This is a genomic window from Pantoea sp. SGAir0430, assembly GCF_043549295.1.
On record NZ_CP039427.1, the window covers coordinates 3,818,846 to 3,841,120 of the forward strand.

Consider the following 22,275-nt stretch of genomic DNA (forward strand, 5'->3'; position numbering starts at 1 on the left):
ATAACGGGCACAGGGAGGTGCCCCTTTCTCTCTTTTACTGGTGAACAATCGATGGATCTGATGCAATCAGGCGCAACAACTCGCCGTACCTGTAAGCTCAGCGCCCTGTGTGCTGGCATTGTGTTTTTTCACAGTTCTCATCTTATGGCTGCCAGTGATGCCGTGACGCAGGCGGGGCGCATAACCTCAGCCGGTCTGGCGCAGCAGCAGGATCTTCCCTCCTTAACCGGTCAGGTGGCCGAACCCGCGCTGGCTAACGTGCCGGATACCTTAACCCTTAACCAGGCAGTACAGCGTGCCATCCAGTGGCATCCGGACATCGCGCAGGCAATTGGCAAAATGCTGGAGCAGGCCAGCCAGGTCGATGTGGCGCAGGCCAAATACTATCCGCAAATCAGCGCCGGCATGAACAACGGCTACAGCAACGCCTACAGCGAGAAAGGCTTCAGCCCGTCATTTGTGCTGTCGGTATCGCAGATGCTGTATGACTTCGGCAAAGTCAGCAGTTCGGTGCGCTCCGCCGAAGCCGGGGTGGCGCAGGAGCAGGCCAGCGTGCTGGTGAGTATTGATACCGTCGCGCACGACACCGCCGCCGCGCTGGTGCAGGTGCAGGGCTATCAGCAACTGGTGAAGATCGCCCAGGATCAGCTGACGGCGTTGAGTAAGATTGGCGATCTGGCGCGTCAGCGCAATGAAGAGGGGGCAGCATCGCTCTCGGACGCCACGCAGACCGACGCGCGTATCGAAGGCGCGCGCACCACGCTGACCCAGTATCAGGCCAGCCTCAACCGCTGGCGTGCCACGCTGGCCAGCTATCTCGGCTGGCCACTGGTGAAGAAGGTCAGCGATGCGTTTCCGCCCAGCCTGACGCGCGCCTGCGCGGTGGGCAAAGCTGACGACAAATCCAATCCGGCGGTGCTGGCGGCGTGGGCGCAGGCGCGGCAGGCGCAGGCTAAACTAGATAACGCCAACGCGCAGAATTTACCCACCATTTCGCTGGAACCGCAGGTCACGCATTACCTCAACAATCACTACTCCGGCAGCGAAACGCTCGACCGCACCCAGTATTCCGCGTTCGTCAAAGTTGAGATGCCGCTGTATCAGGGCGGCGGCATTACCGCGGCGCGCGATGCGGCGGCCAGCGCGCTGCAGGCGGCCAATGCGGCGGTGAACTCGGCGCGCCTCAAAGCGCAGCAGCAGCTCAGCGAATCGCAAACCGAAGCGCTGAGCCTGTCGCAGAGCCTGGCGATCATGTCGCGTCAGCAGACGCTGGGCGAGAAGACGCAGCAGCTGTATCAGGATCAGTATCTGCAGCTCGGCACCCGTCCGCTGCTGGACGTGCTCAACGCCGAACAGGAAGTGTTTCAGACGCGCTTCGCCATGCAGCAAACCATCAGTCAGTTACGTTCACTGCAGCTCGACTGCTTATACAGCACCGGGCAGATGCGGTCAGCGTTTGCGCTGAATAACCAGCGCATCCAGTCCGTGGAGATCCAGCCATGACGCAATTACAGATTCCGGACGCCCCCAATGGCAATCCCGCCAGCGCCGCCGGTGGCGAGGTGCCGCTACACGGCTGGGCCACCGCCATTATTCTCATCGCGACCCATTATCGCCTGCCGTGCTCGCCGGGCATGATCATGGCTGCCAGCGAATGGCAGGGCAAACAGTCACGTGATAAAGCACTGCGCCATCTGGCGCGTCAGGCCGGGCTGTCGCTGCAGCTGTATGAAGAGCATCAGTGGGAGATCAGCAGCTGGCGCTTGCCGCTGGCGGTGGAACTGAGCGACGGCCAGGTTGGCGTCATCACCAGCTTTGATGGCGATGACACGGTGCGCGTGCACCTGGCCGGCGATGAACAACCGGCGCCGATCGCGCTGAACACGCTGCTGCCGCAGATCCGCTACGCCGCGGCGCTGCGCCCGGTGACGGCCGCCAAAGATAGCCGTGTCGATCGCTATCTCGCCACGGTCAGACCCGACTGGCTGCGCCGTCTGGTGCTGCACGACATGCGTCCTTACGGCTACGTGATGCTGGGATCGTTCCTGATCAACCTGCTGGCGCTGGTCGGCATCATCTTCTCGATGCAGGTGTACGATCGGGTGATCCCGGCGCAGTCGTACCCCACGCTGTACGTGCTATATATCGGGGTGATCCTCTCGGTGGTGTTCACCTATATTCTGCGCGTCGGTCGCGATCACGTCACCGATCTGCTCGGCAAGCGCGCCGATATGCGCGTCTCCGACCGCGTGTTCGGCCACGCGCTGCGGCTGCGTAACAGCGCGGTACCGCGATCGACCGGCACCTTTATCTCGCAGCTGCGCGAGCTGGAAGCGGTGCGCGAAATGGTGACGTCGACCACGGTGACGGCGATCGTCGATATGCCGTTCTTCCTGCTGTTTATGCTGGTGATGGCGATCATCGCGCCGCAGCTGGCGTGGATCGCGCCGGTGGCGGTGCTGCTGATGATCCTGCCCGGCGTGCTGAGCCAGAAAAAACTGGCAAAGCTGGCGCAGCAAAACCTGAAAGAGTCGACGCTGCGCAACGCGGTGCTGGTGGAGAGCGTGCAGGGGCTGGAAGATATCAAGCTAATGCAGGCGGAGGATCGCTTTCTGCAGCAGTGGAACAGCTATATCCGCATCACCGCGCAGTCGGGCGTCGAGATGCGCAAAGTGATGCATGCGCTGATCAGCTGGGGCGTCACCATTCAGGGACTGGTGTACGCCAGCGTGATCGTGGTCGGGGCGCCGATGGTGATCAACGGCGATATCACCACCGGGGCGATTGTCGCCGCGTCGCTGCTGTCTTCGCGCATGATTGCGCCAATGGCGACGCTGTGTGGCGTGCTGGCGCGCTGGCAGCAGGTGAAAGCGGCGAAGAGCAGCCTCGATGCGCTGATGAATCTGCCGGTGGAGAACAGTAAAGACGAAACGCGCATTCACTGTCCAGTGCTGTTTGGCCACTACCAGTTCACCGATGCCATGTTCCGCTACTACAGCGATTCGCTGACGGTGGCACTGCGCATCAAGACGCTGACCATCAAGCCGGGTGAGCGTATCGCCGTGCTGGGGCGCAACGGCTCTGGCAAATCCACGCTGCTGCAGGCGATGGCCGGCGGCATGGATCTGGTGGGCGGCGAGCTGCGGCTGGACAACCTCAGCCTGCCGCATATTGATGTCGCGGACGTGCGGCGCAACGTCGGGCTGCTGACGCAGAACGCGCGGCTGTTCCACGGTACGCTGCGGGAAAACCTCACCATGGGCGCGGCGCACGCCACCGACGAGGCGATTTTTGCCGCGCTGACGGTCAGTGGCGGGGCCGATTTCATTCGCCGTCTGCCGCTCGGGCTCGATCATCCGATAATGGAGGGCGGCGTCGGGCTGTCCGGCGGTCAGCGCCAGTCGCTGCTGCTGGCGCGCATGTTGCTGCGCGATCCTAATATCGTGCTGCTGGATGAGCCGACCGCTTCGCTCGACGATCATACCGAGAAGGATTTTATTGAGCGGCTGGGTGCCTGGCTGAATGGCCGCACGCTGATCGTGGCGACGCACCGCGCGGCAATTCTGTCGCTGGTGGATCGCATACTGGTGCTGAAAGAGGGGCAGCTGGTAATAGACAGCCCGAAAGAGAACGCGCTGCCGGCACCGCGCGCCAGCGGAGCGGCGGGGGAGGGACAGGCATGATGAAACAATTGCCGGCAAAACTGCGGCTGGTGACCGCCGCGGAAGTGGATTCGTCCGACGATCTGCTCGGCGAACTGAAATCGGAAAGCCACTATACCGGCGCAGTGCGGCTGATCGTCATCAGCACCGCGCTGATCGTGGTGGCGCTGGTGTGGGCGTGGTTTGGCATGCTGGATGAGGTCTCAACCGGCACCGGGAAGGTGATCCCCAGTTCGCGCGAGCAGGTGCTGCAGTCGCTGGAGGGCGGCATTCTCACGGAACTGTATGTGCATGAGGGCGATCGCGTGCAGGCCGGGCAGATCGTGGCGAAACTGGATGCCACGCGCTCGCAGTCCAGCGTCGGCGAGAGCGCGGCGCGCTACCGGGCCGCGCTGGCAGCGGCCTCGCGCCTGCGTGCGGAAGTGAACGATGATCCGCTCACGTTTCCCGCCGAGCTGAAGGGCTACCCGGATCTTATCGCGGCGGAAACCCGGCTGTATAACACCAAACGCGCCCAGCTCAATGATGCCACCCGGCAGTTTAAGGAGTCGCTGGCGCTGGCTAATCGCGAACTGGCGATCACCCAACGGCTGGCGAAAACCGGTGCCGCCAGCAGCGTGGAAGTGCTGCGCTTACAGCGCGATAAGTCCGACCTTGAGCTGAAACTTACCGATATGCGCTCGCAGTATTATGTGCAGGCGCGCGAAGAGCTGGCGAAGGCCAGCGCCGAAGCCGACAGCCTGGCGCAGGTGATTAAAGGACGCGAAGATACCGTCACGCGTCTGACCATTCGCGCGCCGATGCGCGGCATCGTGAAAAACATCAAAGTCTCGACGGTGGGCGGGGTGATTCCGCCCAACGGTGAGCTGATGAACATCGTACCGATGAACGATCGGCTGCTGATAGAAGCACGCCTGTCGCCGCGCGATATTGCTTTTATCCATCCGGGCCAGCGCGCGGTGGTAAAAATCTCCGCTTACGATTACGCCATCTACGGCGGCCTCAACGGCGTGGTGGAAAGCATTTCGCCGGATACCATCCAGGACGAAGTCAAACCGGAGATTTACTACTACCGCGTATTTATTCGTACTGATAACGACTATGTGCAGAATAAGGCTGGCCGGCGCTTTGCCATCAGCCCGGGCATGGTATCTACCGTGGATATCAAAACCGGCGAGAAGAGCATCATGGATTATCTGGTCAAACCGTTTAACAAGGCCAAAGAGGCGATGCGCGAGCGCTAATTGCGATGCGCGGCAATCTCGGCGATAATCACGCCCATCAATCCCTTCCTCGTCGGGCCTAACGACGCGGAGGGGATTTTTTTCATCTATACCTTAACTGGCTAACCGATTTAAGGATTTAAGAGGACTCGTTATGTACAACACGCTGGGCAATCAGTACGACAACTCCCTGGTTTCAAACGCCTTCGGTTTCATGCGTTTTCCGCTGAACTTCCAGCCTTACGACAGCGACGCCGAGTGGGTGATTACCGGCGTGCCGTTTGATGCCGCGACGTCAGGCCGGCCGGGCAGCCGTTTAGGGCCGGGGGCGATCCGTCAGATCTCCACTAATCTTGCGTGGGAAGGCTGCCGCTGGCCGTGGGATTTCGATCTGCGTCAGCGCCTCAACGTGGTGGACTGCGGCGATCTGGTGTACGCCTTCGGTGATTCACAGGATCTGTCCGACAAGCTGCAGGCGCACGCGGAAAAGCTGCTGGCGAACGGCAAGCGCATGCTGACTTTTGGCGGTGATCACTATGTCACGCTGCCGCTGCTGCGCGCGCACGCCAAACACTTCGGCAAGATGGCGCTGGTGCACTTCGATGCGCATACCGATACCTACTCCAACGGCCCGACTTTTGACCACGGCACTATGTTCTACACTGCGCCGCAGGAAGGGCTGATCGATCCGCAGCATTCGGTGCAGATTGGTATCCGTACCGAGTTCGATAAGAGCCTGGGCTTCAACGTGCTGGACGCCGCGCAGGTTAATGACCGCAGCGTGGACGATATTCTGGCCGAAGTGAAGCGCACCGTGGGCGATTTGCCGGTGTACCTGACGTTTGATATCGACTGCCTCGATCCGGCCCATGCGCCAGGCACCGGTACGCCAGTGATTGGCGGCCTGACCAGCGATAAAGCCACCAAGCTGATTCGCGGCCTGCAGGGCATGAACATTGTGGGGATGGATCTGGTGGAAGTGGCACCGGGCTACGATCACGCCGACCTGACCTCACTGGCCGCTGCGACGCTGGCGCTGGATATGCTGCACGTGCAGGCGGCGAATAAAGGTTAAGCGGCAGTGCGGACGGCTGCCCTCACCCTGACCCTCTCCCCCAGGAGAGGGAACCGATCGAGCGGGCGGTGAGAACAGCACGGACTGCGCCCTCTCCCGCATGCGGGAGAGGGAAGCGATCGAGCGGGCGGTGAGAACAGCACGAACTGCGCCCTCTCCCCCAGGAGAGGGAACCGATCGAGCGAGCGGTGAGAACAGCACGGACTGCTCCCTCTCCCGCGTGCGGGAGAGGGCTGGGGTGAGGGGAAGATCGGCAACTACTTACCATCCGCCGCGATGCGGTCGCGAATATGCTGCGCGCGCGACTCAGAATCCGGATGCGAGTCAAACATTGAGCTCTGGCGGCCCTGATCCAGCTTCGCCAGCTTCTCGAAGCTGGTCGCCAGACCAAGCGGATTAATGCCGCGCTTCTTCAGCAGATCGTACGAATAGTCATCCGCCTGCGACTCCTGGGTCTGTGAGAACTGCGCGTTAACCAGTTTCTCGCCCATCTCGCCCAGTTGTGACTGCGATAGCGAACCAATCACGCCGCCCACCGACGCCGCAGCGTTGCGTGCCGCCGTGGTCGCGAAAGCCACCTGCATTGCTTTGCGCGTGTGGCCGAGCGCGACGTGGCCCATTTCATGGCCGAGCACGCCTTCCACTTCGTTGTCGCTCATCATATCCATCAGACCGCTATAAACGCGGATACAGCCATTGGCCATCGCCCAGGCGTTGACGTCTTTGGTCAGATACACCTTGTAGTTGGCCGGTACACCGTTGATGTTATCGCCCAGCGCGGCGGCGATTTTGTTCAGCCGCTGCTGATAGCTGCTGTTGGCCGGTGCCAGCTGGTTCTCTTTATCCATCTGGGCACATGACTGATCGCTCAGCTCTTTAACCTGGGCATCATTCAGCGAGTAAGCCTGAAACGCCTGCGCGCCAGACTGCAACAGTGCGTTATTATCCATTCCTTCGCAGCCGCTCAGCAGCGAAACCATTCCCAGCGCGACAACCATGGCGCGAATTTTCATATCAGCATCCTTTGAGTAACAAGTAGAGAAAACAAACACCTGAAAAACCACGCAGGTGTTTAAATGCATTGGTTATAGCGTGCCAGGGGCGGATTGGCTAGCAGACAGGCCCCGAAATGCAACCCTGAACCGCAGATTTAGCATCCTGATACATGTACTTTTGCCCCGATTTTCATGTACATTGATGTGCGACTTTTTTCTCGCTTCGCCTTATAACTCATTAATTACAATCAGTTAAGCGTGGCGGAGCATTAATCCGACCTGGAGTAGAAGATGCCCTCTCGTAAAGAGCTTGCCAACGCCATTCGCGCGTTAAGTATGGATGCAGTACAGAAAGCGAAATCGGGACATCCGGGTGCCCCAATGGGCATGGCCGATATCGCTGAAGTGCTGTGGCGTGATTTCCTGAACCACAATCCAACTAACCCGCTGTGGGCAGATCGCGACCGTTTCGTGCTGTCCAACGGCCACGGCTCGATGCTGATTTACAGCCTGCTGCACCTCACCGGCTATGACCTGCCGATGAGCGAGCTGCAGAACTTCCGTCAGCTGCACTCTAAAACCCCAGGCCACCCGGAATACGGCTACACCGCAGGCGTGGAAACCACTACCGGCCCACTGGGTCAGGGCATCGCGAACGCCGTGGGCTTCGCCATTGCTGAGCGCACGCTGGCGGCGCAGTTCAACCGTCCGGGCCATGACATCGTAGACCATCACACTTACGTGTTCATGGGCGACGGCTGCATGATGGAAGGCATCTCGCACGAAGTGTGCTCCATCGCCGGTACCCTGAAACTCGGCAAGCTGGTGGCGTTCTATGACGACAACGGCATCTCTATCGACGGTCACGTGGATGGCTGGTTCACCGACGACACCGCCAAACGCTTCGAAGCGTACGGCTGGCACGTGGTGCGTGGCGTAGACGGTCACGACGCCGACGCGATCAAAAAAGCGGTAGAAGAAGCCAAAGCGGTCACCGACAAGCCATCGCTGCTGATGTGCAAAACCATCATCGGTTTCGGTTCCCCGAACAAAGCCGGTACGCACGATTCGCACGGTGCCCCGCTGGGTGACGACGAAATCGCACTGACCCGTAAACAGCTGGGCTGGAACTACGCCCCATTTGAAATTCCTTCTGATATCTACGCACAGTGGGATGCCAAAGAAGCCGGCCAGGCGAAAGAGAAAGCCTGGGACGAGAAGTTTGCTGCTTACGCCGCTGCGCATCCGGAACTGGCCACAGAGTTCAAACGCCGCGTGAACAACGAGCTGCCTGCTAACTGGCAGGCGGAATCGCAGAAGTTCATCGAGCAGCTGCAGGCTAATCCGGCAAAAATCGCCAGCCGTAAAGCGTCGCAGAATGCCATCGAAGCTTTCGGTAAGCTGCTGCCGGAATATCTGGGCGGCTCGGCTGACCTGGCGCCAAGCAACCTGACCATGTGGTCCGGCTCGAAGCCGATCAATGAAGATGCCGCAGGCAACTACATTCATTACGGCGTGCGTGAGTTTGGTATGACTGCCATCGCCAACGGTATTGCGCTGCACGGTGGCTTCCTGCCGTACACCGCAACCTTCCTGATGTTCGTCGAGTACGCGCGTAACGCGGCACGTATGGCGGCGCTGATGAAAATCCGTCAGGTGATGGTTTATACCCACGACTCTATCGGTCTGGGTGAAGATGGCCCGACGCACCAGCCGGTTGAGCAGATGGCCAGCCTGCGCACCACCCCGAACATGAGCCTGTGGCGTCCATGTGACCAGGTGGAATCTGCGGTGGCGTGGAAATACGCTATCGAGCGCGTTGACGGTCCATCAGCCCTGATCTTCTCGCGTCAGAACCTGGCGCAGCAGGATCGTAGCGCTGAGCAGCTGGCTAACGTGGCGCGCGGTGGTTACGTGCTGAAAGATTGCGACGGCACGCCGGAGCTGATTCTGATTGCGACCGGTTCTGAAGTTGAGCTGGCAGTCGGCGCTTACGAGCAGCTGAGCGCGGAAGGTCGTAAGGTGCGCGTTGTGTCCATGCCGTCTACCGATGCGTTTGATAAGCAGGATGCAGCTTATCGTGAGTCTGTGCTGCCGAAAGCAGTTGGCGCACGCGTTGCTATCGAAGCCGGTATTGCGGATTACTGGTTCAAATACACCGGCCTGCACGGTGCCATCGTTGGCATGACCACCTTCGGTGAGTCAGCGCCAGCTGAGAAGCTGTTCGAAGAGTTCGGCTTCACCGTGGCTAACGTGGTGAAAACCGCGAAATCGATTCTGTAATTTCGCGTAACCCATCGCGCCGCTGCGTGTTGTAGCGGCGCGATTCATCGCGCAGTTCTGCTGCCATCCTCAGGCTTAACTACGCGCAATAAATTGCGCCGCGCCACCCATGAGCAGATCGGCGGGCCTGTTATCACCTCAACCTGAAACGGTTCAATTATTCCTGCAGTAATAATCGCCATTGCCTGAATTTGTGACGCAGATCCAATAATCAGCAGCACAGTTGATCGCAATCATTCCTGTTATTCCTTCCATGCTTTATTCTCGCTGAACCGTTTCAGTTGCAGCCGTGTGCTCTCCGTCAGCAACCGTAACCGGGCAAGAATTCCCTGTACAAAACGCAGCGAAACGCTCAAGGTATTTGGCACGTTTTTTCAGGTGTGGCTGCAGGAAGTGAGATGACCATTCGTATCGCAATAAATGGTTTTGGTCGTATCGGGCGCAACGTGTTGCGTGCGCTGTATGAAACCGGTCGCCGGGCGGAAATCACCGTAGTGGCGATTAACGAACTGGCGGAAGCGGCTGGCATGGCGCATCTGCTTAAGTACGACACCAGCCACGGCCGCTTTGCCTTTGAGGTCCGCCAGGAGCGCGATCAGCTGTGGGTTGGCGAAGATACCATCCGTATCCTGCATCAGGCGGAGATTGCCGCGTTGCCGTGGCGCGAGCTGAATGTCGATATCGTGCTGGACTGCACCGGCGTGTACGGCAGCCGCGACGATGGTGAAGCGCATCTGCAGGCTGGCGCGAAGAAAGTGTTGTTCTCGCATCCCGGCGGCAACGATTTGGATGCCACCGTAGTGTTCGGCGTTAACGAACAGGCTCTTAAACAAACTGACCGCATTGTCTCCAACGCATCCTGCACCACCAACTGCATTATTCCGGTGATCAAGCTGCTGGATGACGCCTTTGGCATTGAGTCGGGCACCGTGACCACCATTCACTCGGCGATGCACGATCAGCAAGTGATTGACGCGTATCACAGCGACCTGCGCCGTACCCGTGCCGCCAGTCAGTCGATCATTCCGGTCGATACGCGTCTTGCCGCTGGCATTACCCGTATTTTTCCGAAATTTAACGATCGCTTCGAGGCTATCGCGGTGCGCGTGCCAACGATCAACGTCACCGCCATTGATCTGAGCGTTTCGGTGCGCCAGGCGGTGAAGGCGTGTGAGGTCAACGCGTTGCTGCAAAACGCGTCAGAGGGGGCATTTCGTGGTATAGTTGACTATACGGAATTACCGTTAGTCTCAGTAGATTTTAACCACGATCCGCACAGTGCCATAGTGGACGGCACGCAAACGCGGGTCAGCGGTCACCACCTGATCAAAACCCTGGTCTGGTGTGACAACGAATGGGGCTTTGCTAACCGCATGATCGACACCACGTTAGCAATGGCCGCAAGCGGTTTCAGGTAAGACGCGGACTGCGTCTGGCAAAACTTATGAGAATCAACGAGAGGGTTCACCATGTCTGTAATTAAGATGACCGATCTGGATCTTGCTGGTAAACGCGTTCTGATCCGTGCCGATCTCAACGTACCAGTGAAAGAAGGGAAAGTGACGTCAGATGCACGTATTCGTGCTTCTCTGCCTACCATCGAAGCGGCGTTGAAACAGGGCGCGAAAGTGATGGTTACCTCTCACCTGGGTCGCCCGACCGAAGGTGAATACAACGAAGAGTTCTCCCTCCTGCCGGTTGTTAACTACCTGAAAGAAAAACTGAACGGCACTAACGTGACCCTGGCGAAAGACTACCTCGACGGCGTTGAAGTGGGCGCGGGTGAACTGGTAGTGCTGGAAAACGTTCGCTTCAACAAAGGCGAGAAAAAAGACGACGAAACCCTGTCGAAGAAATATGCCGCGCTGTGTGACGTGTTCGTCATGGATGCATTCGGCACCGCGCACCGCGCGCAGGCGTCCACTCACGGCGTGGGCAAATTCGCTCCTATCGCCTGTGCCGGTCCGCTGCTGTCTGCCGAACTGGAAGCGCTGGGCAAAGTGATGAGCAATCCACAGCGTCCGCTGGTCGCCGTGGTGGGTGGTTCTAAAGTGTCGACCAAATTCGACGTGCTGCAGTCGCTGGTGAAAATCGCTGACACCGTGATTGTCGGTGGCGGTATCGCTAACACCTTCGTGGCGATCGACAACAACGTCGGCAAATCGCTGTACGAGCCAGACTTCGTTGAGGCCGCTAAAGGCCTGCGCGACCAGTACGGCATTCCGGTACCTACCGATTCACGCGTCGGCACGGAATTCTCCGAAACTGCCCCGGCAACCGTGAAAAAGGTTTCCGAAGTAGCGGATAACGAAGAAATTATGGACTTCGGTGACGAAACCGCACAAAACATGGCGAAACTGCTGAAAGACGCAAAAACCATTCTGTGGAACGGTCCGGTTGGCGTGTTTGAGTTCCCGAACTTCCGTAAGGGCACCGAAATCGTTGCCAACGCTATCGCAGACAGCGACGCGTTCTCTGTTGCCGGCGGCGGTGATACCCTGGCGGCTATCGACCTGTTCGGTATCGAGGACAAAATCTCCTACATCTCTACCGGTGGCGGTGCGTTCCTCGAGTTCGTGGAAGGCAAAAAACTGCCGGCAGTAGCCATGCTGGAAGAGCGCGCGAAGCAGTAATTTTTGGGGGCAGCGCTTCGGCGCTGTCTGAAGGCTTGCCCGCTGTGGGCGAACAGATCGCATTCCCATTGGGGAGTGGACGATAAACGAAACAGGACACAACCATGTCTAAAATTTTTGATTTCGTAAAACCCGGCGTTGTCACTGGTGATGACGTTCAGAAAATTTTCCAAGTAGCGAAAGAAAACAAATTCGCTCTGCCAGCCGTTAACTGCGTCGGCACGGATTCCATCAACGCGGTACTGGAAGCTGCGGCTAAAGTTAAAGCGCCGGTCATCGTTCAGTTCTCCAACGGTGGTGCTGCCTTCATCGCCGGTAAAGGTTTCAAAACCGACAAACCACAGGGCGCTGCGATTTTCGGCGCAATCGCTGGTGCTCACCATGTGCATCTGATGGCTGAACAGTACGGCGTGCCAGTAATCCTGCACACCGACCACTGTGCGAAGAAACTGCTGCCGTGGATCGACGGCCTGCTGGATGCTGGCGAAGAGCACTTCAAGAAAACCGGTAAACCTCTGTTCTCTTCACACATGATCGACCTGTCTGAAGAGTCACTGGAAGAGAACATCGAGATTTCCTCTAAATATCTGGCGCGCATGGCGAAACTGGATATGACGCTGGAAATCGAACTGGGCTGCACCGGTGGTGAAGAAGATGGTGTGGACAACAGCCACATGGACGCTTCTGCACTGTACACTCAGCCAGAAGACGTAGATTACGCTTACACCGAGCTGAGCAAAATCAGCCCGCGTTTCACCATCGCTGCGTCCTTCGGTAACGTGCACGGCGTGTACAAGCCAGGCAACGTGAAACTGACTCCAACCATTCTGCGTGATTCGCAGAAATACGTTTCAGAGAAACACGGCCTGCCGCACAACGCGCTGGACTTCGTGTTCCACGGCGGTTCCGGTTCTTCTGCTGCAGAAATCGAAGAGTCTATCAGCTACGGCGTGATCAAGATGAACATCGATACCGATACCCAGTGGGCAACCTGGGACGGCATCCTGCAGTACTACAAAACCAACGAAGCGTACCTGCAGGGTCAGCTTGGTAACCCGAACGGTGCTGACAGCCCGAACAAAAAATACTACGACCCACGCGTCTGGCTGCGTGCGGCACAATCTTCCATGGTTGTGCGCTTAGAGCAGGCTTTCAAAGAGCTGAACGCTGTCGACGTACTGTAATTTTTGCTTACCGTACAAAAAAGGCCCGAAAGGGCCTTTTTTTATGCGTCCCGTCTGGAAATCCCGGTTTATACAGCACATTTTTGGCGCTTCGCCCCATTATTGTTTACCCTTGTACTCGGGAGTGTCGGATTGAATCTGGCAGTTTTTGTACTTTCCTGCGGGAAACTCAACAACAGGGCTAACAAATGGAAGATCTTAACGTCGTTGACGGCATTAACAATGCAGGTGGCTGGCTGGTGCGCAACCAGGCGCTGATCCTCAGCTATGCGGTGAACATCGTGGCGGCTATCGCCATCATTATTGTCGGGATGATTATCGCGCGCGTAGTATCGAACGGCGTCAATCGTCTGCTGGTCGCGCGTCATATTGATGCCACCGTGGCTGATTTCCTCTCGGCGCTGGTGCGCTACGGTATCATTGCCTTCACGATTATTGCTGCGCTGGGCCGTGTCGGCGTGCAGACTGCCTCTGTGATCGCCGTGCTGGGTGCTGCCGGTCTGGCCGTCGGTCTGGCACTGCAGGGGTCGCTCTCCAACCTGGCGGCAGGCGTACTGCTGGTGACCTTCCGTCCATTCCGCACCGGTGAGTTCGTCGATCTCGGTGGCGTGATGGGGACAGTACAGAATGTACAGATCTTCTCGACCACGCTGAAAACCGCTGACGGCAAAATCGTGGTGGTGCCAAACGGCAAAATCATCGCCGGCAACATCGTCAACTTTTCGCGCGAACCTATCCGCCGCAACGAGTTCATTATTGGCGTCGCCTACGATGCGGATGTCGATCAGGTGATCGATCTGCTGCGTGAAGTGGTGGAAGCGGACGAGCGCGTGCTGAAAGATCTGGGTATCCAGATTGGCCTGAACGAACTGGCGGCTTCGTCGCTGAACTTTGTGGTGCGCTGCTGGAGCAAAAGCGGTGATCTGCAAAACGTCTACTGGGATCTGATGAAGAACTTCAAGCGCACCCTGGATGCGCACGGTATCGGTATTCCTTATCCGCAGATGGACGTGCACCTGCATCAGGTGCAGAGCGAGGCGCAGCAGCCTGCGCGCAGCGAATAAGTTATCAGGGCACCGGCGGGTGCCCTTGTTTTATCAGTTCCGCTAATGACCGATTAATTCTTTCCATTTCCGCTAATATCCGCGCCTCACTATACTGCACAGCAACACCCATTTTTCAGGAACTCTTCTGTGTTATCTGTTTACTTACAAGGGCTTGCCCTTGGTGCTGCGCTGATCCTGCCGTTGGGCCCGCAAAATGCCTTTGTCCTGAACCAGGGCATTAAGCGCCATTACCATTTGATGACCGCATCGTTGTGCACACTGAGCGATATTGCGCTGATCTGTGGCGGAATATTTGGCGGCAGCGCGCTGTTGCAGCAGTCGCCGGTTCTGCTGATGCTGATCACCTGGGCTGGCGTGGCGTTTCTGCTGTGGTATGGCTGGGGCGCGCTGCGCAGTGCCTGGCAGGGCGATGTCACGCTGGCGTCAGAGGCGGCGCTGAAGCAGGGGCGCTGGCGCATTGTCGCCACTATGCTGGCGGTGACCTGGCTCAATCCGCATGTCTATCTCGACACCTTCGTGGTGCTCGGCAGCCTCGGCAGTCAGCTGCCGTCGGCGGAGGCGCGCCGCTGGTTCGCTTTCGGCACCGCCAGCGCCTCGCTGCTGTGGTTTTTCGGTCTGGCGCTGCTGGCCGCCTGGCTGTCGCCGCGCCTGCGCACCGTGCGCGCGCAGCGCATCATAAATCTGCTGGTGGGCGGCGTGATGTGGTTTATCGCCCTGCAGCTGGCGCGTCAGGGCATCGCCGGCTGGTGATGCACATGCAGGCCGTAAAGCGCGGGCAGGGCGCCTGCGCTGGCCAGCAGCTCCAGCCGAATCTGGCGGAACGCGGTATCCGGGGGCAGCGCATGATGGCACAGCGAGTGATGATTATCGCTGACCTCGGCCAGCAGCGTGTCATCCAGCCACAGGCGATAGTGGGTAGTACAGTGCGGCGTCACCGCCTGCGCATGGCCCATCTGCACCGTTTCCATCGCATGATCGAAATCGTTATCGAACAGCAACGTAATCTGGCTGGCGCGCTGCGCGTCCGGCCACTGCCAGCACACCCACGGCTGGCGATCGTCCGCTGCCGGCAGCCAGCCGTTGGTGTGACTTTCCGGCCGCAGTTTACCGTTGAGCAAATAGTCGCAGTGCCACAGCCGCAACGGCGTCGCCAGACTAAACGCAATCAGGATCTGATTAGGCGCGCGGCGCGGTAGCCAGAAATCAAACTCATCCACGCCGTAATCGCCGTCGTTTATCTGCCGGGTGCGTTTCGCGACGCGCGGATTGAGGCTGTTGAATACCATCATAATGCCCGGCAGGCGCTGGCGGGTGAGCGCCACTTCAACCGCCGGATTTTCTTCAAAGGCGATAAACAGGTAGCGATCGCACTCCGCACGGTAGTCAAACGGCAGCGAATACGCCTCGTCAGCGTCAATCTGCAGGCTGTGTGTGGCCAGCAGCCGATCGCCGCAGGTATTGGCCGGATTGTCGCTGGTCAGCAGTGAAACCTGCAGCGTCTGCGCGGAGGACGCCCGCAGCCGCACCGTCAGCTCGGGCAGGCGTTCTCCGGCTTTAAGCGGCAGCAGCAGGGCGCAGCGTGAGGTGAGGGCGTGCCAGCCGCCATCCGCCGGCAGGGCGTGCAGCGCGAAGGTGCTGCTGGCGCTGACCTGAGCGGCACCGGCCGGATGCGCCAGCTGCTGACGCGGAATGAACGCGCCGTGGCGCAGCAGCTGTTGCTGCAGCTGACCAATATGCTCCGGCTGCGCCAGCTGACGCGGTGTCTGGTTATGCTGCTGACACAGCGCCGCCGCGCGGCCCACCACTTCGCCCAGCACGCCACAGGTGCACATCACGCGCGCGCTGCCAAAGGCAACGTGCGTGGCAGAGATAAGCCGACCGGTCAGCAGCAGATTATCCAGCGACTGGCTGTACAGCGCCCGAAACGGAATGGTGTAAGTGCCTTTGCTGTGGAACTGGCGGCAGCCGTCGTGAGCGCTGTAGACGCCGTCGGCCGGATGCAGGTCAATCGACCAGCCGCCGTAGGCCACCGCATCGTAGTGGTCGCGCTGTGCGATGATATCCTGCTGACACAGCAGGGTGTCGCCGAGAAAGCGTCGGCTCTCGCGCTTGCCGGGAATCAGCCCGACCCATTCAATGGTCAGCGTGTCGGCATCGGCAAACTCGCCGGAGTTTTTGATGTAATCCCACACGCCCCAGACAATTTTCCACAGCTCCCACTTGATGGTTTCGCTTTCATGCACGGTATCCAGCCGGCCGCCCCACTCAAGCCACCACAGATCGCAGCCGTTGAGATCGGAGCTCAGGCGTTTATAGCGCGGAATGGCGGTGATCTCTTTCAGGGCGAAGGAGGGCGGTACAAAGCGCACCGGCTGCGCGCTGCGTTTGGTATAAAAATAAATCGAGTGGCCGAGCTTGTGGCCAAACTGCTCGCCCGGCGCCATTTTTTCGCCAAACTCCTGCGGTGATTCTGCGCCGACACGGTGCGCTGCCCCGGCCAGATAGCCGAGCACGCCGTCGCCGCTGGCATCAATAAACTGGCCGGCCGTCACACGATAGCGGGTCTGATTGATGGCGTTGAAAGCCTGTACCGCCTGCAGGCGCTGCGCGGATTTTTCGATGTCGCTGACCACGGTATTGAGCAGCAGCGTCAGGCGCGGCTGCGCCTGCACGATGTCCAGCAGCACCATGTCGAACAGCACCGGGTTGCCCTCTTTGTTGCGCCACAGGTTCTCCTCCATGATCTCGCCCATAATGCCGCCTTCACGCGCCCAGCGGTTGTTATTACCCATATGCGACGTCGCGCCGTTGGCCCACAGCCGCACTTCGCTGGAGGCGTTGCCGCCGGGGACCGGGCGATCCTGAATCAGCACTACCTGCTGGCCCGCGCGTGCCGCAGCCAGCGCGGCGCACACGCCCGCCAGACCGCCACCGGCGACCAGCACATCGGCGTGTAACGACTGCAACGGAAAGGCACGCGCGGCCTGAGAAGAGAAAGTTTGCATCATGAGGTTACTCCCGCCTGAAGGCTGCTAAGATTGAATTTTTACCGTCACAAGGTGATTTATGTCTTCGCAACCCAACCAGAGCCTGATTGACGGAATTCGCTGCCTGCAATATCTGGTCTCCAGTGACAAAGCGGTCGGCGGCCGTGAACTGGCGCGCCAGATGGGGATGAACAGCACGCGGGTAAACCGTCTGCTGATGACCATGGCGTCCATCGGCCTGACGATTCAGGATGAACACCGGCGCTATCTGCCGGGCCCGGGCATTCATGCGCTGGCGGCGCAGGCTATTCGTGGATCGTCGCTGTTTGCTTCGGCACTGCCGCAGCTGGAGGCGCACGCGCCGCGCGATATCGTGGTGGCGCTTGGCGTGCTGTGGGAGGACCAGGTCATCTACATCTGGCACTCGGAGCCCGGCGAGCGCACCAGTACCAGCCAGGCGCTGGCCGGATTCCGCATGCTGCCCGCGTGGCAGTCGGTGATTGGCGTCGCGCTGCTGGCGGCGGAGAGTGACGAGGTGCTGCGGCCACGCTTCAGTGACGAACAATGGGCGCAGATTGCGCCGCTGCTGGCGCGCAAACGCACCGGGGATTATCTGGTGTGGCATCGCGAGGACGGCGAAATCAGTATGGCGCAGCCAATCAATAACAACCGCGCGGCGCTGGCCTTCGCCAAAATCTGGCAGGCCGATGAGGACCAGCTGGCGCAGCGTCTGCAACAGCTGCACGCGCTGGCGAAACGGCTCATCAGCGCGCGCTGACATGGTCAATTTTTCCTACTACAAACAGATAGCTGCAGATGCCAATAGCGGCCAGCACGGCGATAAAAGCCAGCGCCGGCGCGAAGTTGCTGCCGTCAATCAGGGCGCCGATGGCGATCGGCACCACGATGGATGACAGCGCGCCGGTAAAGTTAAATACGCCGCCGGCCAGACCGATCAGATGGCGCGGCGCCAGCGCGGTAACGAACACCCAGGTGATGGTCGCCAGGCCATTACCAAAAAACGCCAGCGACATAAACAGGATGATCAGCCGCGAATCTTCAGTGTAGTTAGCACCCAGAATGAACAGCGTCAGGAACAAGCCTAGGATCACCGGCAGCTTGCGCGCCACGCTGGCTGACACGCCGCGCCGGATCATGCGGTCTGAGGCAAAGCCAGCCAGCAGCACACCACAAAACGCCGCGAAGTAGGGCAGCGACGCCACATAGCCGCTCTTGATAAAGTCCATGTGGCGATACTCCACCAGATAGGTGGGAAACCAGGTGAGGAAAAACCAGAAGGTGGCAGAGATGGTGAACTGGCCAATATAGATGCCGACCAGCTTGCGGCTGCGAAACATCTGCGCCAGATCGGCCCAGCGTGCACGCGGCGGCTGGCTGCCCTGGCGATTTTCCAGCAGTGCGCCGTTGTCACGCAAATAGTTAAGTTCAGCCTCTGATACGCCTTTGTGCTGGTTCGGCTCGCGATACAGCAGATACCACACCAGCGCCCAAATCATGCCCGCCACGCCGGTAATCAGAAACAGCCCGCGCCAGCCAAACGCAGCCTGCACATGAAACAGCAGCGGCGTCATGCAGGCGAGGCCAACAAATTGTGCGGACGAGTAGATGCCAATTGCACTGGCACGCTCCTGCTCGGGGAACCAGCTGGAAATCACCCGATTGTTAGCGGGCATCACCGGCGCTTCGAAAGCACCCACGCCGAGGCGCAGACCGAACAGCGCGCCGAAGCTGCTGGCAAAAGCGTGCAGCGCGGTGATCAGCGACCAGGCAAACAGCCCCGCGCCGTATACCAGCCGCGCGCCGAGACGATCGATCAGAAATCCGCCGGGAATTTGCAGCGCCGCATAGATCCAGCCAAACGCCGAGAAGATCAGCCCCATCTCCAGCGGCGTGAAGCGCAGTTCACCGGCCATCTGCGTGGCGGCCACCGACAGGTTGGTGCGATCCATGTAGTTAATGATGATGTTGATAAACACCAGTGCCAGCATCATAAAGCGTGTGCGTCCGGCTCGCACGCTGACCGCGCTTTGGCTAAGTGGCTGTTCTGTCATAATACAACTCTCCCGAGGGGCAGAAGTGTTTCTTTAATAGAAACGAAGGCGGCGCTTTTCAGCGAATCTGTAGCGATAAATTTGCGATCGCGGATACGTTAAACCTGAGCAAAGCCGAACTTTTTGCTAATTTCAAACTCAGACCATCACGCATAGTAATGTGTTTTGGGTTTCGCCATAGTGGCGACCTGCAAATTGAACCCTTCAAGGAGGACTTTCGTGAAACTGAAAGCACTGGCGCTGGCCGCCGTAATGAGCACGGGCGCACTGTCCGGTCTGGTCCAGGCGGGAGAAGTGCCGAACGGACCGCACGTGGTGACATCAGGACAGGCCAGCGTGGATGCCCGTCCGGATATGGCGACGCTCTCCATCGTGGTGAATGTTTCGTCGAAAGACGCGGCGGATGCAAAAAAACAGGCTGACGACCGCGTGGCGCAATATTTTGATTTCCTGCAAAAGAACGGCATCGAGAAGAAAGATATTGATGCGGCTAATCTCAGCACCCAGCCGGAGTATGACTACACCAAAGAGGGTAAATCGGTGCTGAAAGGCTACCGTGCGGTGCGTCAGGTGGAAGTCACGCTGCGCCAGCTGGATAAGCTGAATGAGCTGCTGGACGGCGCGCTGAAGTCAGGCCTGAATGAGATTCGTTCTGTTGAGCTGGGCGTGGCTAACGCGGACAGCTATAAAGATCAGGCGCGTAAAGCGGCGATTGCCAATGCCACACAGCAGGCGAGCGCCCTGGCGGAAGGCTTCAATGCCAAACTGGGCTCGGTGTACAGCATTCGCTATCACGTGGCTAACTACCAGCCGATGCCGATGGCGCGCATGTACAAAGCGGCCGGTGCCGCAGCGGACACCACCGCGCAGCAGACCTACGAGCAGCAGAGCATCCATTTTGACGATCAGGTGGATGTGGTCTTCGAAATCAAACCGAATACGGCGCAGTAATCACAAGCTGTTAGCGTTTCCTGGTCGCCATAAATGGCGACCCTACGTGAATCACAATTGTTTACTGTAGGGTGCGTATTTATACGCACCAGGAAAAATGATGAACATACAGCCTGAAGATGTGGATCAGGCCGCAACTTCATCCTGGCGCAATACGCGGTGGCCATGGGCAATCAGCGCATCGGTCACGCTGCGCATCAGACGGCTTTCCGGCGCGAAACGGTGCCAGTACAGCATCCGGCGCTGATACAGACCCGGTGTCAAATCAACCAGCTCTCCCTGCGCCAGCTCGCGCTCAATCTGCAGGTGCGGAATCATACAGCACACCGATCCCTGACGCGCCAGCTGCACAAAAGCCTCTGACGAGTTCACGATGTGGCACGGCACGCTGCCCGGCGATAAATCAAAGTTCTGCTGCAAAAAGGCCTGATGCATATCGTCGAGGTGATCAAACGCCACCGCCGGGGCTTTTAGCAGCGCCGAGCGTGTCACGCCATTGGGGAAATAGCGCGCGGCAAACTCCGGCGAGGCGCAGAACAGATAGTCCAGCGCACCCAGCTGATCCACCAGGCAACTTGGCAACGGCTGCGGCTGGATACTCACCGCGCCGACCACTTCACCGCGCCGTAAACGCTCCTGCGTGCGGGTTTCATCTTCCACCTGCAGATTCAGGCGCACCGGCGAGTCGGCCAGCACATCTTTCAGCGCCGGCAGCAGCCAAGTAGCAAGACTGTCGGCGTTCACCGCCAGCGACAGCAGCAGCGGCGTGGTGCCACCGTTATCATCGCCCAGCCACTCCTCTTCCAGCAGCTCCACCTGATGCAGCAGCGCCAGCAATTTTTGTCCCTGCTCGGTCGGGCGCGGCGGCACGGTTCGCACCAGCAGCGGCTGACCAAATAAATTTTCCAGCTGTTTAATGCGCTGCGACACCGCAGACTGCGTGATGCACAGCTTCTGGGCGGCACGCTCAAAGCCGCGTTCGCGAATCACAGCATCCAGCGCCTGAAGCGTTCGATAATCCGGGCGTTTCATTGTTGTTCTCTCTCGTTCAGGGTGGAAACTACTATGCCATAAAACGGCGAAGCTGTGCGGCCGACGCGTTTTTGCGGGCTGGCTTCCAAAGGCTTACATCCAACGTCGGTCAGCCGCGCTTTTTGACAGCGCCTTGTTTTATACTACGCGCACTTCGATGTCGCACAGGTTTTAAACATACCATGACCCAGGATGAACTGAAAAAAGCGGTAGGTTGGGCAGCGCTGCAGTACGTGCAGCCAGGCACCATTGTTGGCGTAGGCACCGGTTCAACGGCGGCGCATTTTATTGACGCGCTTGGTACCATCAGGGATCAGATCGAGGGCGCGGTTTCCAGTTCGGAAGCCTCCACCGAAAAGCTCAAATCGCTGGGCATTCCGGTGTTCGATCTCAACAACGTGGATGCGCTGTCGGTGTATGTCGACGGGGCTGATGAGATCAATCCACAGATGCAGATGATCAAGGGCGGTGGCGCAGCGCTGACGCGCGAGAAAATTGTCGCGGCGGTGGCGCAGAAATTTATCTGCATCGCGGATGCGTCCAAACAGGTCGATGTGCTGGGCAACTTCCCGCTTCCGGTGGAGGTGGTTCCGATGGCGCGCGCTTATGTGGCGCGGGAGCTGGTGAAGCTGGGCGGCCTGCCGGAGTATCGTCAGCACGTGGTTACGGATAACGGCAACATTATTCTCGACGTACATAATCTGCGCATCCTTGACCCGATTGCGCTGGAAAAAACCATCAATGCGCTGCCGGGCGTCGTCACCGTGGGGCTGTTTGCCGCACGCGGAGCGGATATCGCGCTGATTGGTACGCCGGACGGCGTGAAAACCATCACCAATTGATCTCACCGGCGCGCTGCCAGCGCCGGTTATTTCCATCCACAAAACATCTTTTCTTGCTGCAGTGAAATTTGGTGACTTATGTCACAAATGACTCATCAACAGCAGGTTCGTACTTTGCGCTCTCGTCATCTCACGATTTTGTGTGGATTTGTGTTGTCTGTACGTGGGCGCGTGCTGGCGTGCAGGCAATCGTTTGTATTGCCGCGCCGGAAAATTTTGATATTTTGACAGAAGGCTACCTTATGGTAGTCCTCGTTGAATTCTGAATA

Annotated in this window: 17 protein-coding genes; 13 read left to right on the forward strand and 4 right to left on the reverse strand. The window is 58.8% G+C overall.

The window, feature by feature from the left end:
- Nucleotides 1–51: 51 nt before the first annotated feature.
- The 4 genes from E7738_RS17865 (at nucleotide 52) to speB (ending at nucleotide 5,960) form a co-directional block, all read left to right on the forward strand.
- Nucleotides 52–1,503 carry a TolC family outer membrane protein gene (locus E7738_RS17865; RefSeq protein ID WP_031279469.1) on the forward strand — a complete coding sequence of 484 codons (1,452 nt, stop codon included), beginning with the start codon at nucleotides 52–54 and terminating at the stop codon, nucleotides 1,501–1,503.
- On the forward strand, nucleotides 1,500–3,683 hold the full coding sequence (locus tag E7738_RS17870) for a type I secretion system permease/ATPase (protein ID WP_394515902.1): 2,184 nt from the start codon (nucleotides 1,500–1,502) through the stop codon (nucleotides 3,681–3,683). The genes E7738_RS17865 and E7738_RS17870 overlap by 4 nt, the downstream gene beginning before the upstream one ends.
- Entirely contained in the window at nucleotides 3,683–4,906 is a 1,224-nt protein-coding gene (locus E7738_RS17875; RefSeq protein WP_369974314.1) for an HlyD family type I secretion periplasmic adaptor subunit, read from the forward strand. The genes E7738_RS17870 and E7738_RS17875 overlap by 1 nt, the downstream gene beginning before the upstream one ends.
- Nucleotides 4,907–5,039: 133 nt before the next feature.
- Nucleotides 5,040–5,960, forward strand: coding sequence for an agmatinase (speB, locus tag E7738_RS17880; RefSeq protein WP_021506644.1), 921 nt, complete (start codon nucleotides 5,040–5,042; stop codon nucleotides 5,958–5,960).
- Between the two features lie 257 nt (nucleotides 5,961–6,217).
- Here speB and E7738_RS17885 read toward each other — a convergent pair whose 3' ends face one another.
- Nucleotides 6,218–6,973, reverse strand: a complete 756-nt coding sequence (locus E7738_RS17885) for a metalloprotease LoiP (protein ID WP_021506645.1) — start codon at nucleotides 6,971–6,973, stop codon at nucleotides 6,218–6,220.
- A 273-nt stretch (nucleotides 6,974–7,246) separates the two neighbouring features.
- On the opposite strand from E7738_RS17885, the gene tkt reads away from it, so the two are divergent.
- The 6 genes from tkt to argO all read left to right on the forward strand — a co-directional run bounded on the left by tkt (nucleotide 7,247) and on the right by argO (nucleotide 14,872).
- Nucleotides 7,247–9,238 (forward strand): transketolase, encoded by a 1,992-nt coding sequence (tkt, locus tag E7738_RS17890; protein WP_058771542.1) that lies wholly within the window; start codon nucleotides 7,247–7,249, stop codon nucleotides 9,236–9,238.
- Between the two features lie 398 nt (nucleotides 9,239–9,636).
- A complete protein-coding gene (gene epd, locus E7738_RS17895) occupies nucleotides 9,637–10,656 on the forward strand; it encodes an erythrose-4-phosphate dehydrogenase (RefSeq protein WP_104093684.1) in 1,020 nt (339 codons plus the stop codon).
- Between the two features lie 51 nt (nucleotides 10,657–10,707).
- On the forward strand, nucleotides 10,708–11,871 hold the full coding sequence (pgk, locus tag E7738_RS17900) for a phosphoglycerate kinase (protein ID WP_021506648.1): 1,164 nt from the start codon (nucleotides 10,708–10,710) through the stop codon (nucleotides 11,869–11,871).
- A gap of 104 nt (nucleotides 11,872–11,975) precedes the next feature.
- Nucleotides 11,976–13,055, forward strand: a complete 1,080-nt coding sequence (fbaA, locus tag E7738_RS17905; protein WP_021506649.1) for a class II fructose-bisphosphate aldolase — start codon at nucleotides 11,976–11,978, stop codon at nucleotides 13,053–13,055.
- A gap of 188 nt (nucleotides 13,056–13,243) precedes the next feature.
- A complete protein-coding gene (gene mscS / locus E7738_RS17910; protein WP_021506650.1) occupies nucleotides 13,244–14,119 on the forward strand; it encodes a small-conductance mechanosensitive channel MscS in 876 nt (291 codons plus the stop codon).
- Nucleotides 14,120–14,248: 129 nt separating this feature from the next.
- Nucleotides 14,249–14,872, forward strand: a complete 624-nt coding sequence (gene argO / locus E7738_RS17915; RefSeq protein ID WP_021506651.1) for an arginine exporter ArgO — start codon at nucleotides 14,249–14,251, stop codon at nucleotides 14,870–14,872.
- Here the strand turns inward: argO and E7738_RS17920 are convergent.
- Nucleotides 14,851–17,127: an FAD-dependent oxidoreductase gene (locus E7738_RS17920; protein ID WP_394516352.1), complete on the reverse strand. Its 2,277-nt coding sequence runs from the start codon at nucleotides 17,125–17,127 to the stop codon at nucleotides 14,851–14,853. The genes argO and E7738_RS17920 overlap by 22 nt on opposite strands.
- Nucleotides 17,128–17,188: 61 nt before the next feature.
- On the opposite strand from E7738_RS17920, the gene E7738_RS17925 reads away from it, so the two are divergent.
- Nucleotides 17,189–17,887 (forward strand): IclR family transcriptional regulator domain-containing protein, encoded by a 699-nt coding sequence (locus E7738_RS17925; protein ID WP_058781302.1) that lies wholly within the window; start codon nucleotides 17,189–17,191, stop codon nucleotides 17,885–17,887.
- Here E7738_RS17925 and E7738_RS17930 read toward each other — a convergent pair.
- Nucleotides 17,874–19,181 (reverse strand): MFS transporter, encoded by a 1,308-nt coding sequence (locus tag E7738_RS17930; RefSeq protein WP_059011508.1) that lies wholly within the window; start codon nucleotides 19,179–19,181, stop codon nucleotides 17,874–17,876. The genes E7738_RS17925 and E7738_RS17930 overlap by 14 nt on opposite strands.
- 219 nt (nucleotides 19,182–19,400) lie before the next feature.
- Between E7738_RS17930 and E7738_RS17935 the strand changes: the two genes are divergently transcribed.
- Complete coding sequence (locus tag E7738_RS17935; protein WP_021506655.1) at nucleotides 19,401–20,132, forward strand: oxidative stress defense protein; 732 nt, start codon at nucleotides 19,401–19,403, stop codon at nucleotides 20,130–20,132.
- A gap of 126 nt (nucleotides 20,133–20,258) precedes the next feature.
- Here the strand turns inward: E7738_RS17935 and E7738_RS17940 are convergent, their stop codons facing one another.
- Complete coding sequence (locus E7738_RS17940) at nucleotides 20,259–21,164, reverse strand: LysR family transcriptional regulator ArgP (RefSeq protein WP_021506656.1); 906 nt, start codon at nucleotides 21,162–21,164, stop codon at nucleotides 20,259–20,261.
- Nucleotides 21,165–21,346: 182 nt separating this feature from the next.
- Between E7738_RS17940 and rpiA the strand changes: the two genes are divergently transcribed.
- Entirely contained in the window at nucleotides 21,347–22,006 is a 660-nt protein-coding gene (gene rpiA, locus E7738_RS17945) for a ribose-5-phosphate isomerase RpiA (RefSeq protein WP_394515906.1), read from the forward strand.
- The last annotated feature ends 269 nt before the right edge of the window (nucleotides 22,007–22,275 follow it).

What these genes read in the sequence shown, in the direction of transcription:
- mscS (WP_021506650.1), top strand. Translation starts at nt 13,244, where the DNA reads ATGGAAGATCTTAACGTCGTTGACGGCATTAACAATGCAGGTGGCTGG.
- speB (WP_021506644.1), top strand. Translation starts at nt 5,040, where the DNA reads ATGTACAACACGCTGGGCAATCAGTACGACAACTCCCTGGTTTCAAAC.
- E7738_RS17920 (WP_394516352.1), bottom strand. Translation starts at nt 17,127, where the DNA reads ATGCAAACTTTCTCTTCTCAGGCCGCGCGTGCCTTTCCGTTGCAGTCG.
- tkt (WP_058771542.1), top strand. Translation starts at nt 7,247, where the DNA reads ATGCCCTCTCGTAAAGAGCTTGCCAACGCCATTCGCGCGTTAAGTATG.
- E7738_RS17870 (WP_394515902.1), top strand. Translation starts at nt 1,500, where the DNA reads ATGACGCAATTACAGATTCCGGACGCCCCCAATGGCAATCCCGCCAGC.
- E7738_RS17875 (WP_369974314.1), top strand. Translation starts at nt 3,683, where the DNA reads ATGAAACAATTGCCGGCAAAACTGCGGCTGGTGACCGCCGCGGAAGTG.
- E7738_RS17865 (WP_031279469.1), top strand. Translation starts at nt 52, where the DNA reads ATGGATCTGATGCAATCAGGCGCAACAACTCGCCGTACCTGTAAGCTC.
- epd (WP_104093684.1), top strand. Translation starts at nt 9,637, where the DNA reads ATGACCATTCGTATCGCAATAAATGGTTTTGGTCGTATCGGGCGCAAC.
- fbaA (WP_021506649.1), top strand. Translation starts at nt 11,976, where the DNA reads ATGTCTAAAATTTTTGATTTCGTAAAACCCGGCGTTGTCACTGGTGAT.
- E7738_RS17925 (WP_058781302.1), top strand. Translation starts at nt 17,189, where the DNA reads ATGTCTTCGCAACCCAACCAGAGCCTGATTGACGGAATTCGCTGCCTG.
- rpiA (WP_394515906.1), top strand. Translation starts at nt 21,347, where the DNA reads ATGACCCAGGATGAACTGAAAAAAGCGGTAGGTTGGGCAGCGCTGCAG.
- E7738_RS17930 (WP_059011508.1), bottom strand. Translation starts at nt 19,181, where the DNA reads ATGACAGAACAGCCACTTAGCCAAAGCGCGGTCAGCGTGCGAGCCGGA.
- E7738_RS17940 (WP_021506656.1), bottom strand. Translation starts at nt 21,164, where the DNA reads ATGAAACGCCCGGATTATCGAACGCTTCAGGCGCTGGATGCTGTGATT.
- pgk (WP_021506648.1), top strand. Translation starts at nt 10,708, where the DNA reads ATGTCTGTAATTAAGATGACCGATCTGGATCTTGCTGGTAAACGCGTT.
- E7738_RS17885 (WP_021506645.1), bottom strand. Translation starts at nt 6,973, where the DNA reads ATGAAAATTCGCGCCATGGTTGTCGCGCTGGGAATGGTTTCGCTGCTG.